Below are 15,594 nucleotides of genomic sequence, written 5' to 3' on the forward strand. Positions count from 1 at the left end.
GAGATAACACAGGAATAACATGGGAAAGTTACTAAAAATTGCCGGAGCTCTGCCTTTTCTAATGGCGGTTTTTCTCAACACCGTCGTCGATCTTGGCCATAAAATTGTTATCCAAAACACCATCTTCAAGGTTTATGATGGCAGCGAACAGGTATATCTTACCGCCATCGTCAATGGCCTGATCCTGCTTCCGTTTATTCTTATGTTCAGCACCGCTGGCTATATTGCGGACAAGTTTCCGAAGAGTACCGTCATGCGACTCGCGGCATGGGCAGCGGTTGCATTAACCATCGGCATTACGATTTGTTATGCGATGGGTTGGTTCTGGACTGCCTTTGCCATGACGTTCTTACTCGCGGTGCAATCTGCTATCTACTCTCCCGCTAAGTATGGCTATATCAAATCACTGTTTGGAAAAGAGCATCTGGCAGAAGGAAACGGAATTGTTCAGGCAATTTCTATCATCGGTATTTTAGCCGGCACGCTACTGTTTTCCATCCTATTTGAAATGTGGTTTCCAACAAGCTCGTTGGACAAAGGCGCCATTCTTAGCACACTGGTACCCGTAGGCTTTATTCTAATCGCCAGCAGTGTGCTTGAGCTGGTGATGATGTATCGCCTGCCTCAACTGGAACCAATACAAGCAGATCAGCAGTTTGACTTTAAAGCACTACGTAGCGGATCAATGACAGCCGCCAACCTAAAACCCGTGTTGGCTAATAAAGTAATCTTCCTGTCTATTATCGGCTTGGCCGTATTTTGGTCGATTGGCCAAGTCATGCTGGCAGCCTTCCCTGCTTTTGCCAAAGCGCAAACCGGTGAAACCAACACGATTGTTATTCAAGCAGTGTTAGCTGCATCAGGATTAGGCATCGCACTCGGCTCCTTAATAGCCGGACGTTTTTCAAAGAACTATATCGAAACCGGTTTAGTACCGGTCGGTGCAGCGGGTATTGCGATCGGCCTGTTTATCCTACCGACACTCAGTAGCCAATGGCTAATGGGGCTGGATTTCTTCTTTATCGGTGTGATGGGCGGTATGTTTATCGTCCCGCTAAATGCTCTGATTCAATATCATGCGGAGGAAAACAACCTCGGGCGTGTTTTAGCCGCGAATAATCTGATTCAAAACATCGCGATGCTTAGCTTCCTGTTGATTACCGTCGCGTTTGCGATCGCCGGAATTGGCAGTACACAGCTACTACTATTAATCGCAGTAGTGGCTGTTATCGGCTTTGGGTATACGGTTTACCAACTCCCACAAAGCTTAGTGCGCTTTATTCTGTCCTACCTGATGAATCTGAAATATAAGGTCAATGTAGAAGGCATGAAGAATATCCCTGCCAGTGGTGGCGTGCTCATGCTAGGCAACCATATCAGCTGGATTGACTGGGCAATTGTGCAATTAGCCTCACCTCGTCCGGTTCGCTTCGTCATGTTACGGGCGATCTATGAGCGTTGGTATCTGACCTGGTTCTTTAAATTATTTGGTTCCATTCCGATTGAATCCGGCCCGCGCAGTGCTAAGGCCTTAGAAACAGTTGCCGAACTTCTCAACCAAGGTGAAGTGGTTTGCTTATTTCCGGAAGGCACTATCACCCGCACGGGGCACCTCAGCATTTTCAGGCAGGGCTATCAAAAAGCGGCTGCAATGTGTCACGATGATGTTGTTATTGTGCCGTTTTATTTACGTGGCCTGTGGGGCAGCCAGTTTTCACGCTCCTCAGACAGACTCAAAAACACACCGAAACAAGGCAGAAAGCGCGAGCTACTAGTGAGCTTTGGCAACGTGTTGCATAAAGACACAGATAGCAAAGTACTCAAGCAACGTATTTTTGACCTCTCCATCATCGCCTGGAAAAGCTATAGCAACACCTTGCCAACTTTAGCAGACGCATGGATTGATAGTGCCAAACACGTCGATGGTGAAATGGCACTAGCAGACAGTATTAGCAAACCACTGTCCGCCAGAAACACGCTGGCAGCATCTATCGCATTTTCTCGTCGCATCAAAAAGTGTAGTCCGGAGCAAAATATCGGATTACTACTACCGACCAGTAGCGGTGGAGTGATTGCTAATATGGCGGGATTACTCGCAGGAAAAACACTGGTTAACCTCAACTACACAGCCAGTCGCGAGGCATTTTCATCGGCACTAAAGCAAGCAAACATCACAACCGTTTACAGCTCCTCATTATTCTTAAATAAGCTAAAAAAGCGCGGTATTGATTTATCAGCAGCACTGGCAGATGCGAAAGTAATCCACCTGGAAACACTGAGAAAAGAGATCTCAACGCTGGAAATGATAAGCACATTAACCATCATCAAACTGCTTCCGGCATCTGCTCTGAAAACACTCTACAGCAGCAACCACGACAACCAAACAACCGCAGCCATTCTATTTTCCAGCGGCAGTGAGGGCGCACCAAAAGGTGTTGAGTTAACTCACCGAAATATCATGGCAAACCTTAAGCAAGTGGGCGAAATATTAAATGCAGACAGCGATGATGTGGTCATGGCATCTCTGCCATTATTCCACGCCTTTGGTTTAACCGTGACGCAGTTCCTCCCGTTGATAGAGGGCTTGCCGATGGTGTGTCACGCTGACCCAACCGATGGCGAGGGAGTCGGTAAGGCCGTCGCAAAATACCGTGCAACCATATTATTTGGCACCTCGACTTTCTTCCGTTTATATACCCGTGATAAGAAGGTGAAACCGCTGATGTTTGACAATTTACGCATCGTGGTCTCGGGTGCTGAAAAACTAAACCAGCAAGTGCGTGAAGCCTTCAAGATGAAATACTCAAAGGACATCTATGAAGGCTACGGCACCACAGAGACAACGCCAGTAGCCAGTGTAAACTTACCGGATGTTTTAGACACCACTTACTGGTACACGCAGATCGGCGGCAAGCAAGGCACTGTCGGCATGCCGCTACCCGGAGCAAGCTTCAAAATCGTTGACCCCGTTAGCTTTGAAGAGCTTCCCAATGGCGAAGACGGCATGATTTTGATTGGTGGCCCTCAGATCATGAAAGGCTATTTAAATGATCCGGAAAGAACCCAAAAAGTTATCCGCAAGATAGACGATATTAGGTGGTATGTGAGTGGTGATAAGGGCCACCTGGATGAAGATGGCTTCTTAGTCATCGTTGATCGCTATTCTCGATTTGCAAAACTCGGCGGTGAAATGATTAGCCTGAGTGAGGTGGAGGCAGCGGTGCGAATGAGTTTAGAAATGCCAGATATAGACTTGATAGCGACCAACATACCCGATGATAAAAAAGGTGAAAAAGTCGTATTGCTGACCGATCAGGATTTAGATCTACGCACCATCAGAGAAGCAATGCTTGAAGCTGAAATTAATCCGCTATTGATTCCCGCAAAGGTTTTACAAGTCGAGACTTTACCGACGCTAGGGGCTGGCAAGACAGATTTTGCAGGGGCTAAAGTATTGGCAAGTCAGTCAGCTTAACACCAACCACGCCAGCAGACATCGCCATGAAGTCACGACGATTTGGGTGATCTATGATGTTTTCCATGTCTGTACCTATCATTTTGTATTATTCTCTTTAACAACGGGCAACAGCAGATTTTAGTTGCAACAATAGGTATTTAGCAGATCAGAGGGACGAGAATGACTGACAAGGCGGCGATTTTAGTATTGATATTGGCTTCTGGTTTAGCAGCATGCTCAAACCCGAATAAGGACTGCCTAAAGGCGGATGCGTTCGGTCACTGCAAACAATGGAAGGATCAACCGAATACTTGTGAAAAGCCTGATTTCTTGGGGTTTTGTCCCGGCAATAAGTAAAAGCCTGAGAGGAAATGGCGCACCCGATGCGATTCGAACGCATGACCTTCGCCTTCGGAGGGCGACACTCTATCCAGCTGAGCTACGGGTGCTTGTGGCGCGATTATACAGTAATCCAAAGAAAAATCAGGCACTATCTTCGCTTTGTGAGGCGATTAAATACAACATTTCCAGACCCAATGTGGCGGCGGCCAGCGACGTGATTTCAGCATGATCATAAGCCGGAGAAACCTCAACCACATCCATACCAACAATATTTAAACCTTGCAGGCCTCTGATAATTTTCAATACTTTATCCGTCGTCAGTCCACCCACTACAGGTGTTCCGGTGCCGGGCGCAAAGGCCGGATCTAAACAATCAATATCAAAGGTTAGATAAACCGGTGTTGTCTCATCGCCTACTCTGGACTTAATACGCTCAACAATCTGATCCGCATGGAGGTCATTTGCTTGCGCGGCATTAACAACCTCAAAAGGATGCCCTTTAACCGTATATTCTGTGCGAATGCCTATCTGTATCGACTTTTCAGAGTCAATCAACCCTTCTCTAGGGGCATGATAAAACATGCTGCCGTGATCAAACGCTGCACCTTCCTCAGAATAGGTATCGGTATGTGCATCAAAATGAATCATCGCCAACTTGCCATGCTGAGCGGCATGAGCTCGCAATAACGGTAATGCAACGAAATGATCTCCACCAAAACAAAGCACTTTTTTACCTGCTTGCAGCAGAGCACCTACATGTGACTCAACCTCATCTAACAATGACTGCTGGTTACCTGTCAGTAACTCCAAATCACCATAGTCGGCGACACGAATGCGCTCAAAAGCCGCAAAATTCCATGGCCAGCGCTTTTCTTCCCAGCGTAAATTTGCGCTCGCCTGGCGAATGGCTGAGGGGCCACTGCGTGTGCCTGCCCGGCCTGTGGTTGCAAGGTCATAAGGAATTCCCAAGACGAATATATCGGCATCATCGAGGTTGCGGCTCAGAGACAACCCCATATAACTAAAGATATTACAAAAAGCTGAATCGCTCGCTATGAATGACATATTAGGTCCGATGGGCATCTACTGTTGGGGTGTATAATATAACCTGTTCTACCGGCATGGGATAGCCAACATAATAGCCCTGAATACTATCAACACCAATCCTTAATAACTCCAGATATTCTTCCTGCGTTTCCACGCCTTCCGCGATCACTTTGGTGTTAGTTTCTCGGGCAAAAGCGATCAACGCACTCGCCAGCGCACTGCGGGCAGGATCTTTAGCCAGACCTTTTATCAGGCTGATATCGAGCTTAATGATTTCAGCGCGTAACTCCAAAACATGCTGAAAGCTGGCATACCCTGCACCGGCATCATCAACGGCAACCCGCACACCTTTTTTCCTCAACGGGGAGAGTGCCTCGCGGAACAACTGATAATCGGGGACTTTGGCATGCTCAGTCACTTCCAGAACAATACGGTGAGCAATCTCATCACTAAAAATATTCGTTAGAATGCCTGACAAAATAATCTCAGCTGACACATTTAAGGACAAATAAGCCGACTCATCGATCAGATGAATGCTTTCGAGTCCTTGCTTAATGGCTAACAACTCCAGCTGTTGATCCAAGTCCACCAGTTTTGCTTGATCAAACCAAATATCCGGCGTTTGATAAGGCTGTGTATCAAACCTTGCCAGTGACTCGTAGCCGACGACTTTTTTTTGCTGTAGGTCGTAAATGGGTTGATAGCTGATGTTTAGCTTTTCCGGCTTCATGACCTCCAGAATCCGACGCTGCGCATTCAGATAGCTTTGCCTCTTTTTAATTTGCTCCCTGATCTCAGTACCGGCCATATCAGCAAACATAGACATCACAGCCAGATCACTCTCACTAAGATGCCCCCCGTCTTTATGACCGATGCAACTAAACACACCGTAAGTAGCGCCATCAGCATCCCGTAAAGGAGCGGCAATATAAGACACGATATTGAGCTTATGGGTTAAAGTTAACTTTCTGGCGACAGGGTCCAGTGATGTATCGCGAATAATCGAGGGCAGAACGCCCCCTGCGAACAGATGGCAATAACTCTCATGCCTGGGGATACAAGCGCCGGGCAGACTTGTCGCATGTTCTGAGTCACCTTCTACAAAGCGCACAATATTGTGTTCATCAACAAAATCAGTAATGAATGCAATATCCATGCATAAATGAGCACGTATAGCAGCAATCGTCTGTTGCATTTTTTCAGGGACTAAATCGCCTAGGTGGTACCCCTGATTTTCATGCAACACTGCAACCATCATCTCTCCTTTGTTATTAGTTTCGTATCTAAAAAATCAGCCCTGATACTTCGGTGAAGCTTACCGTTTATTTGACTTATCAACAAACAATACACCCGCAATGAATTGATGACTCACTCCGCAACAAACATCGCTCCTATATTGGGTAACGAACTTGTTTGTTATTTTTTGTTCTGCACCAATTCTTCAAATTTATAATTCTGAAAGCGTGATGAAAGTACTTTTAATGACTCATATGAAAAAAACAATAACACAAGTGAAACAATGAACATGCAGAACCACAATAGTGACTCTACAGTCAGTAAGATATTTAATTGTTCTCTCAAGTCAATTTCTCGCCCCACCAAAGACTCATTGTATTTGCTATAAAAAGAAATCCCTAACAATAACAAGCCGGCCAAAAAAGCACCAGTAATGAGCCCAAGGTCTTTTACCAGCGCTTTATACTTCTGATTACTCTCAGTCTTTGTAAATGCTTGCTGATGTAGTTTTATGGGTTTGCCCTTGACTAATTTTGCAGACACCTCCGGTGGATTTAGCTGCTTGCTGTGTCCTCCCGTTAAAACCTCAAAAGTAATGTGGTTATTAGGTTTTATAGGCTCTATTCCAACAGTGACCGCATGGTCATCCAATTCAAAGGCTGGTTCACTAGCGCTACCAGAGTAAGTGAGATGATGGGAAACAACCTGTAAACTATCAAACGCAATAACCAACTCATTTTCAAAATCTGCAGCTTTCAAATCCTCTTTTCCGCTATTAAACAGTGTAATTTGATAACGAATAAAATCTGAAATGGGTTCCCCCAGATACAGCATTTCAACACCGGGCTTTTGCTTACCCTCAATTAATTCACTTGAATAAATGATGGTCAGCTCTTTAGTCAGGCGGTTTTTATAATAGGCATAAGCACCGAATAAAAAACCGGCAATTCCTATGATTATTGATATTAATTCCAAGCTATAGAACCTCTTTGAGCAAGTCAGACTGGGGGATTTTGAAACTTAACAATAGCTTAACATCATCTTAAAACCTGCCAACAAGACTTACAAGGTATAGTTTTTCGGTCATTTCTGACAACAAGTACGGATTAAGCTGTTCTAATGAAGCTCAAGGCTCTGGCTTCAGACCACATCACATTCCCCATACCAAACTTAAAGAAGCCAACATGCCCACCGTATTTTGGTACCTCTAATGACACGGTTTGGCTCGCCGCAACCTCATCATAGGGGTAACACTCTTTTGAAAGAAAGGGATCATTCGCTGCATTCACAATCAGAGTTGGTCGCTTGATATCTTTAATAAAGTAACGCGAACTACACTGCTCATAATAATCATCTGAATCTTTGAAACCGTGTAATGGGCCAGTGAACTGATCATCAAAGTCCGGCAGTGTGCGTAGCTCATTCAAGCGTGAAAGATCAAACCCCTGGCGACTTAATAATGCGTGCTTATCAACCACCTTCTGGCGAAGCGATTTAACAAAGGTTTGGGTATATATTCGGTTGAACCCTGTCGCTAATTGATGGCTCGCCGTCTTAAGATAGCAAGGTGTTGAGAACACACAGATGGATTGAATTCGCGGATCAAGCCCCTCTGCTTTCTCCCCTGCATACTTCAGGGTGAGATTACCCCCTAAGCTGAAACCAATCAGCGACACAGAGTCATAATCATTATTTTTTAGGGCATGAGCGACGACCACGTCCAAGTCATCACTGGCACCGGAATGGTAATAGCGCGCGGTACGGTTCATCTCACCTGAGCAACTGCGGTAGTTCCAGGCCAACACATCAAAGCCATTTTGCTTAAACAGGTCGGCCATGCCCTGAACATATTGTGCGCGTGAACTCGACTCCAACCCGTGGGAGATGATCAGTAATTTCTTCTGACCACGCTTGACCCAATCCAAATCTAAAAAATCACCATCAGGAGTATCAATGCGTTGCCGCTGATAGTCCTGCTGTTTGACCGGACGTAATAAGTAAGGCAATAGCGTTTCTATATGACCATTGCCTAAATTAGTGGGCATACCCTGCGACATAATGGATTCCTGAATAAATAAGCACAGCATTAGAGTACTTATCTTTCAATAATTCAATCTATGCTAGGATTCAATCCTATTAAACAGTCAATGGAGCGCATAATGCTAAAGTGGGATGACATTCTGAATTTCGCAAAAACGGGTAATCCAGACCCTGATAATACCGTTAGCAAAACTGATGACGAGTGGCGAGCACAGCTTTCGGAAGACGCTTATTTGGTGACCCGAAAGGCAGGTACTGAGCGTCCTTTCAGTTCCGATATGTGCAGTCTGTTTGAGCCGGGTTTATATGGTTGCACCTGTTGCGATACATTGCTGTTCGATGCTAACGAGAAGTTTGAGTCGGGCACTGGTTGGCCGTCATTTACACAACCTGCTAAGGCGAATGCCATCTCCTATCATGTCGACACCAGCCTTGCCAGCACGCGGGTTGAAACACTTTGCAATACATGCAACGCCCATCTTGGCCACGTATTCCCTGATGGACCGCCACCAAGTGGATTGCGCTATTGCATGAATGCGGTAGCATTAAAGAAGCTGGACTAATCACGTTATATTAAATTGTTGGTGAGGCAGGGCTCGAACCTGCAACGCTCTGATCAATACCAGACGCCTGCCACATCAGCTACACACCAACTTAGGTTTAAACAAATTTCAGGCATAAAAAAAGCCGCAACTAAGTGCGGCTTTATCTCGGAATCTGTTTAGTTAGATTACGCGCACGCACACGGGGATCGACGAATCTGGTCCGCTCATCCACTGTGTTTTATATATGCATAAAGTAATCATGTCTTTTAGACTAGCTTTTAAGCACCTCTGAAGTCAATTAAAATTTCCCAGTGCAAACCCGGCATTGCTCCGTTTTCACCTAAATTACCTCTACATTCAGAAAACAGCAATAATGAGCCTTAATTTAATATAAGAGGATCTAATTCTTATTAGTGCTTGATCTTATGGCATAATCAATACAGATAGTCTCAGAAACAAAAAAAATACTACAATGAGAGATAAGACGCTTTTTAATTATTTTGGGCGATCAATCAAACGCTTAGTCATGGCTAGCTTTGTATTCGTGTTACTCCTGCCCATCATGTTTTTCCTGCACAGCCTATTCCAAAACTCCTGGCATCAGGTTGAGCAGAAAATGCTGGAAAAACATCAACTGATTTCAGAAGCACTGGTTGAGCCGTTAACATTGTTCGTGACCACACGCCAGCAGTCACTGCAAACGATTGGTCAGGAACTCACCAAGCTGTCGAATGAAGTGGCCGTGGTATTGGGGAAGGAAGACAAACGAGCGCGTATCCAATACATCCTCGACACTCATCAAAAATCGTTTGGAAACTTTGTTGCACTCTCCTATTCCTCAACGCCTCATTCTGAGCTCAGCTGCATCTCCACCGCCCCTCCCAAGCAGCCCGGCTCAAACAAACCTGACTACTCACATCTTAAACTCACCGGGCTTCCTGCAGCGGCCAATGGTATCGAGGGACAAGACGCAATGTCTCCCGTTTTCGCGAGCAGTATCAGTGGTAAACCGGTGGTGTTAATACAGCACAAAATCCTCAATCAACACAGCATTGTCGATGGCATGCTTTACGCAGAAATATCACTGGAGCATATTGCGAGCATTTGCTCCAAAATCGACTTCGGAGGGCGCGGCCATTGCGCGGTGGTCGACAATATAGGTCAGGTTGTTGCGCACCCTAGCCCGGATTGGGTGGATGAGGTTAAAGACTTATCGAAACTATCGATTGTACAAAAAATGCTGGCTGGCCAATCCGGTACCGCGGAATTCTATTCACCGGCCTTAAAAACAGACATGGTCGCAGGGTTTAGCGCCATTCCTAAACTTGGCTGGGGCGTAATGATCCCTCAATCCAAAGCCGAACTAACGGAAATGCTGGACCACTTTCGCCTAAATACCCTAATTTGGTTAGCGTTTGGCGTACTGGTCGCACTGCTTATGGCCGGTTTTCTGACTCGTAAAATTACGCGACCTATTAACCGTTTGATCAGACGAACCAATCTATCCGCCCATAGCAATAACACGATGAGCATAGGTCGTGCTCCTGATGACACACCAAGTGAAATCAAACAATTATGGAGTTCTTTCTCAAACCTGTTGACCGGCTTACAGCAGTCCAACAGAGAAATAAAAAGACTCAACCTGTCGCTACAGGAAGAAATAGAAATCGCCACCACCGAGCTGCGCCAGGCCAATAAAGATCTCTACAAAACCAGCACACAGGACTACCTCACATCACTCTCTAACAGACGTCACTTCACAGATCATCTGGAAGCAATCCTTGAAGTTAACACAGGTCACCGCGTTGGCATTATCATTATTGATATGGATAATTTTAAACAGGTTAATGATCTGTATGGCCATGAAACGGGAGATATTGCTATTAAACATCTGGCCACTATCCTGAAAGACTGTGTGCGAAACGTTGACCTTGCCGCGCGATTGGGCGGTGATGAGTTTGTCGTTTATATCAATGACGCCACTGATCAGGAAGTAACGGCTATCGCAGAAAAAATTCGTCAGTCCGTTCAGGAAAGCCCCTTGCACCTATCTGGATTATCGCTATCACTTACCCTTTCAATTGGCACGGTCAATCAAACCAATGAAGGCGGACTATCATTACAAACACTCCTGAGCCAAGCCGACAAGGCTATGTATCGGGCTAAAACCTCCGGGCGAAATAAAATCGTCTCGCATCCTGATAAGGAGACATCGCCGGAAAAACCGAAACAGCCTCAGACAGCCTAGATGACCGGTTTATCGATTTATACTCGTAAGATCAGGACAGCACTATGCGTCCGGCAGCTCGTGAGCAAAGCTCGCTATATTCAAGCTATAATGTTGATTACACTACCCTAAACACGACCACTCACCATGTCACAAACTGCTCCGCTTATCCAAACGCTAAAACGCCTCTTGAAACACAATGGCAAGACTTATGTCGATGTCGCGAACTGCCTGTCATTATCAGAGGCTAGTGTGAAGCGACTGTTTTCTGAGAAGAATATTTCCTTGCAGCGTCTGGATGCGATTTGCCTGATGCTGGAGATTGAGATCTCAGACCTGGTCAGAGAAATGCAAGCCGAACACAGCAAAGCCATTAGCGAACTCACCTATGCGCAAGAAAAGGAAATTGCTGACAATCTTGATCTGTTAATGATCACGGTTTATGTGCTCAACCACTGGAGTCTTCAGGACATTGTATCGCGTTATGACTTCACAGAAGCGCAATGCATCAATCACTTAGCGCATTTGGATCGGCTTAGAATTATCGAGCTATTACCGGGCAACAAGATAAAGCTATTGGTGGCGGCTAACTTCAAATGGCTGGATGACGGCCCGATTATGAAGTTATTTTGCGCCAAGATCGAAACCGAGTTCTTCCGCACCCGATTCACACGTGAAACCGAAAAACTCGTCGTGCTCAATGGCATGCTCAGTGACGCCAGCAATGCATTGTTTCAACGCAAGATGCAGCAGTTAGCGAAAGACTTCGACACTCTGAGTAAAGACGATGCCAACTTACCGATTGGGCAACGCAAAGGTTATACCCTGCTAATGGGTATGCGTGACTGGAACTATGAGCGACTGTTTGGTGATCCACGTAAGATAAAGTAAGCCCGCTGTACAAACGTTTCCGGTTCCTCCTCAAAGCGACTCCGCTTGTTATATTTTCGTCATTAGTGATCACATCAAATCATATTGGTATCACTATATAATACCTAAAGACGCGTAATATTCATTTTTTATCATCATCGTTGCCCAAGGCAGTACCACTCTCTTAATCTTCATTCATCGAAACACAACAGCATAAACACACAAGATGAGAGGAAGACCCCATGAACGAAGTAACACTACAACCTAATTCGACTAGCTGGTTATTATTCGTAAGACTGACATTTGGTATCTCAATCGCCGCAATGGCCGCCTTTATTTTCTTCATGGAAGGCAGCCTGTTAATGAGAGGCTACTTAGCCCTTAACTCACTATTCCTGATCAGCTCCACAATCATGATGTCAAAAACCATGCGTGACGAGCACGAAGCTCAAAGCCTGATTCACAAAATCAGCGAGGCAAAGACCAACAAAATTCTTAAAGAATACACGGAGTAAGTGGCAGTCATGATGCAATTAATACAAAAAATATCCACTGCCATGCGAGGTGGTACGAGAGAAGTGCTGGAAGATGTGGTTGACGCAAATTCACTGCGTATATTGTCTCAGGAGATTTACGAATGTGAAACCAGTCTGAGGGAATCCAAAGAACATCTGGCCAATGTGGTTGCTCAAAAGCTCAGTTTGAAACGCAAACTGGACGCTCTGAAGGACAAGGTTGAGAGCAAAGAAGCCGCTATTAAACAGCAACTGGCGCAGAAAAATGGCACTGTCGCCATGCAGCTTGCCAATGATCTGGCAGATCTGGAAACCGTTCTGAAGCAACAGCAGTCACAGTATGATCAGCTGCAATCCTACGAACAAAACTTGTTACAAGTCCTGAAAAACACGGCCCATACACTTGGCCACTACCGTTCAGAACTGGGCATGGCAAGGGCAACACAGGAGGCACAGAAGTCGATGGGCAAGTTATCAGGACATCGTAATGTCCATAGCGATAACTTCTCCAAACTGCAGGACTCTCTGGATAGAATTCGCAGTCGGCAGGATGGTTTTAATGACAAAATGCAGGCCATGCAAGAAGTTGAAGCCCATCTCAATGGCGAGGCAACACCTCAACAACAAAAGAAGCAGAAGGTAAAAGACATTCTGGCACGCTACAAAAGCTGAGGGAGACACGGGGAGGCACTGTAAGGTGCACTCCCCCTTTCCTACTACTCCTTTTTCCTATCACGCCCTCTCTTATTTATCGTAATTCACTTTTCAAGCTCACACTGTCGTGACACTATGCAGCGATGCAATACAAAATCATCAGCAAACACACACCCTTCAAGAAATTCTTTCAGATCGATATTTACGAACTGCGCCATGAGTTATTCGCCGGCGGCTGGTCTGATGTAATGACCAGAGAAATATTTGAACGCGGTCAAGCCGTTGCTGTCCTACTGCACGATCCTTCAACAGATCAGTTATTACTCATCGAACAATTCAGACCGGGCGCAATCAACGATCCTGATGGGCCGTGGATGTTAGAGATTGTTGCGGGCATGGTAGAACCTGGTGAAACACCACAGGACGTGGCACGTCGTGAAGCATTGGAAGAAGCGGATTGTTCCGTGGGTGAGATGGAATTCATTATGGATTTCTACCCCAGTGCAGGCGGCTCCACAGAGATGATCAGCCTGTACTATGCAGCGGTTGATTTGTCTCACGTCAAAACAGGCATTCACGGGCTGGAATCTGAAAATGAAGACATCCGAACTTCAATTGTTCCGACGCAAACGGTCATGCAGTGGTTACGACAAGGTAAAATAAAAGCATCACTCGCCATCATTGCCCTGCAGTGGTTGGCGCTGAAACAGCAAAAATGATATTCTAGCGGTAGAATTGCAAATTAATTATACAAAGTAAAATAGTGCAATCAGCGGCTTAAGCATCAGTTTTTTTGACCATCCACCACATAAACCATTGATAGCGCTTCAGTTAGAGATACTGTAAGCTTCAGCACCCGTCTTTTAGGCGGCATACACAATTACGTAGTAAAAGAGAAAAACTATGAGCTTTGACTCACTGGGCCTATCGGCCCCAATCCTTGACGCAGTTAAAGAGCAAGGATACGACACACCCTCTCCCATTCAGGCACAAGCAATACCACTCGTATTGAAAGGTCGGGATGTGATGGCGGCCGCTCAGACCGGCACAGGAAAAACAGCAGGCTTTACCCTGCCATTATTAGAGAATTTGGCCGATGGGCCACGCGCGAAACCGAATCAGGTTCGCGCATTAGTACTGACTCCTACCCGCGAATTAGCGGCGCAGGTGCACGACAGTATTGTTACATACGGCAAGAATTTGCCATTACGCTCTGCCGTTGTATTCGGTGGTGTAAAGATCAACCCACAGATGATGAAGTTGCGCAAAGGCGTCGACATTCTGGTGGCCACTCCCGGTCGTCTGTTGGATCTTTATAACCAAAATGCGGTTCGATTCAACCAGGTTGAAGTACTGATTCTGGATGAAGCGGATCGCATGTTGGATATGGGCTTCATTCACGATATTCGTAAAATATTATCGTATATGCCTGCAAAACGTCAGAACCTGATGTTTTCTGCGACCTTCTCTCCGGAGATTCGCACACTGGCAAAAAGCATTGTTAACGACCCGGCTGAGATTTCAGTCACGCCACGTAACACCACAGCAGCGACGGTTGAACAATATATCTGCCCGGTTGATAAGAAGAAAAAGTCCGGCCTGTTGGCTGAACTGATTAAAGAGAATCAATGGCATCAGGTATTGGTATTCTCGCGCACTAAACACGGTGCCAACCGCTTAGCGAAACAATTGGATGATGCAGGCATTCCGGCAACGGCGATTCATGGCAACAAAAGCCAAGGCGCACGGACTAAGGCATTAGCGAACTTCAAACGTGGCGCGGTTCAGGTACTAGTTGCGACCGACATTGCAGCTCGCGGTATCGACATTAGCGATCTGCCATACGTGGTGAACTTTGACCTGCCAAATGTACCGGAAGATTATGTGCATCGTATTGGCCGTACCGGCCGTGCAGGTGCCAACGGTTTGGCGGTGTCGCTGGTAGCTGCGGATGAAATCACCTTGCTGCGTGATATCGAAAAGCTGATTAACAAAGAACTGGATCGTAAATTGATCGACGGTTTCGAGCCGGTTCATGATTTGCCACCGTCAATGTTTGGTATGAAGCAACCTCGCGTTAAAAAGCCACAACCTCAGGGTCGTGGTGGCGGGCGTGGTCGCTCAAATAACTCTGGTAAAGGTGGCAATGGCGGTAATGGCGATAGCAAAGGTAAGCGCCCGCCAAGACGTCGTAAGCCAAAGCCTAAAAATACCAGTGCTTAGTTTGTAAGCGCTTCATTTGGAGAGTGGTGCTTGATTCTCATATCAAGTATCACTCTCCCCTGATTTATTCCAGCCAAAGTAATACCCCTTCCTACAGCCATCTACCACTTCTTGCACTTTACCATCCAAGACTACTTGTATGGCATGCACTCTTCTGAGCACTTAAATTTCCCGCCATATCTGATCCCAAATATTAGTGTTTCAGTTTAGAAAGCTACTTTTAAGTAAGTGTCAATCCAACCACCTACTCGGCTAAATTACTCACCTTTGCTAATATTCCAGGGCAATAACGCGTCATAGTCTTCAATTCGCTGGGCGTTAGGCAGTGCTTCAAACAATCTCTTCAGATAATCGTAAGGATTGAGTCCGTTAGCTTTCGCTGTCTCAACCAGACTGTACAGGTTGGCACTGGCTTTGGCCCCAGATTGACTGTTGGCA

14 protein-coding genes and 2 tRNA genes are annotated in these 15,594 nt (G+C 45.9%); 9 read left to right on the forward strand and 7 right to left on the reverse strand.

The features are described from left to right. Positions 1-19 precede the first annotated feature (19 nt). Both DKW60_RS09515 and DKW60_RS23660 read left to right on the forward strand, forming a co-directional pair. Positions 20-3,475, forward strand: a complete 3,456-nt coding sequence (locus DKW60_RS09515; RefSeq protein WP_109837421.1) for an acyl-[ACP]--phospholipid O-acyltransferase — start codon at positions 20-22, stop codon at positions 3,473-3,475. 162 nt (positions 3,476-3,637) lie between these two features. Then, the gene (locus DKW60_RS23660) at positions 3,638-3,814 is read left to right on the forward strand and encodes a hypothetical protein (RefSeq protein ID WP_181389643.1); all 177 of its coding nucleotides are present in this window, start codon (positions 3,638-3,640) and stop codon (positions 3,812-3,814) included. Positions 3,815-3,829: 15 nt separating this feature from the next. Here the strand turns inward: DKW60_RS23660 and DKW60_RS09520 are convergent. The 5 genes from DKW60_RS09520 to DKW60_RS09540 all read right to left on the reverse strand — a co-directional run bounded on the left by DKW60_RS09520 (position 3,830) and on the right by DKW60_RS09540 (position 8,139). Further along, positions 3,830-3,906 (reverse strand) — tRNA-Arg (locus DKW60_RS09520). Between the two features lie 34 nt (positions 3,907-3,940). Continuing rightward, the gene (speB, locus tag DKW60_RS09525) at positions 3,941-4,864 is read right to left on the reverse strand and encodes an agmatinase (protein WP_109837422.1); all 924 of its coding nucleotides are present in this window, start codon (positions 4,862-4,864) and stop codon (positions 3,941-3,943) included. 1 nt (position 4,865) lies between these two features. Further along, positions 4,866-6,104 (reverse strand): EAL domain-containing protein, encoded by a 1,239-nt coding sequence (locus DKW60_RS09530; protein ID WP_109837423.1) that lies wholly within the window; start codon positions 6,102-6,104, stop codon positions 4,866-4,868. Between the two features lie 158 nt (positions 6,105-6,262). Further along, positions 6,263-7,057 (reverse strand): hypothetical protein, encoded by a 795-nt coding sequence (locus tag DKW60_RS09535; protein WP_109837424.1) that lies wholly within the window; start codon positions 7,055-7,057, stop codon positions 6,263-6,265. Between the two features lie 131 nt (positions 7,058-7,188). Then, positions 7,189-8,139: a YheT family hydrolase gene (locus DKW60_RS09540; RefSeq protein WP_109837425.1), complete on the reverse strand. Its 951-nt coding sequence runs from the start codon at positions 8,137-8,139 to the stop codon at positions 7,189-7,191. 102 nt (positions 8,140-8,241) lie between these two features. On the opposite strand from DKW60_RS09540, the gene msrB reads away from it, so the two are divergent. Next, complete coding sequence (gene msrB, locus DKW60_RS09545; protein WP_109837426.1) at positions 8,242-8,685, forward strand: peptide-methionine (R)-S-oxide reductase MsrB; 444 nt, start codon at positions 8,242-8,244, stop codon at positions 8,683-8,685. Positions 8,686-8,703: 18 nt separating this feature from the next. Here msrB and DKW60_RS09550 read toward each other — a convergent pair. Further along, positions 8,704-8,774: transfer RNA gene (locus DKW60_RS09550), tRNA-OTHER, on the reverse strand. A gap of 365 nt (positions 8,775-9,139) precedes the next feature. Between DKW60_RS09550 and DKW60_RS09555 the strand changes: the two genes are divergently transcribed. The 6 genes from DKW60_RS09555 to DKW60_RS09580 all read left to right on the forward strand — a co-directional run bounded on the left by DKW60_RS09555 (position 9,140) and on the right by DKW60_RS09580 (position 15,156). Further along, positions 9,140-10,915, forward strand: coding sequence for a sensor domain-containing diguanylate cyclase (locus DKW60_RS09555; RefSeq protein WP_109837427.1), 1,776 nt, complete (start codon positions 9,140-9,142; stop codon positions 10,913-10,915). Positions 10,916-11,041: 126 nt separating this feature from the next. Beyond that, positions 11,042-11,785 (forward strand): helix-turn-helix domain-containing protein, encoded by a 744-nt coding sequence (locus DKW60_RS09560; protein WP_109837428.1) that lies wholly within the window; start codon positions 11,042-11,044, stop codon positions 11,783-11,785. Between the two features lie 221 nt (positions 11,786-12,006). Further along, the gene (locus DKW60_RS09565; protein ID WP_109837429.1) at positions 12,007-12,279 is read left to right on the forward strand and encodes a YiaA/YiaB family inner membrane protein; all 273 of its coding nucleotides are present in this window, start codon (positions 12,007-12,009) and stop codon (positions 12,277-12,279) included. A gap of 9 nt (positions 12,280-12,288) precedes the next feature. Continuing rightward, positions 12,289-12,951 (forward strand): PspA/IM30 family protein, encoded by a 663-nt coding sequence (locus DKW60_RS09570; RefSeq protein WP_109837430.1) that lies wholly within the window; start codon positions 12,289-12,291, stop codon positions 12,949-12,951. A 125-nt stretch (positions 12,952-13,076) separates the two neighbouring features. Beyond that, complete coding sequence (locus DKW60_RS09575) at positions 13,077-13,652, forward strand: NUDIX domain-containing protein (RefSeq protein WP_109837431.1); 576 nt, start codon at positions 13,077-13,079, stop codon at positions 13,650-13,652. Positions 13,653-13,836: 184 nt separating this feature from the next. Beyond that, complete coding sequence (locus DKW60_RS09580; RefSeq protein WP_109837432.1) at positions 13,837-15,156, forward strand: DEAD/DEAH box helicase; 1,320 nt, start codon at positions 13,837-13,839, stop codon at positions 15,154-15,156. 257 nt (positions 15,157-15,413) lie between these two features. Here the strand turns inward: DKW60_RS09580 and DKW60_RS09585 are convergent. Continuing rightward, positions 15,414-15,594: transposase domain-containing protein (locus DKW60_RS09585; protein WP_146203462.1), on the reverse strand; the 181-nt coding region annotated here is incomplete at its 5' end.

The organism is Leucothrix pacifica (assembly GCF_003172875.1).
Lineage (GTDB): Bacteria > Pseudomonadota > Gammaproteobacteria > Thiotrichales > Thiotrichaceae > Leucothrix > Leucothrix pacifica.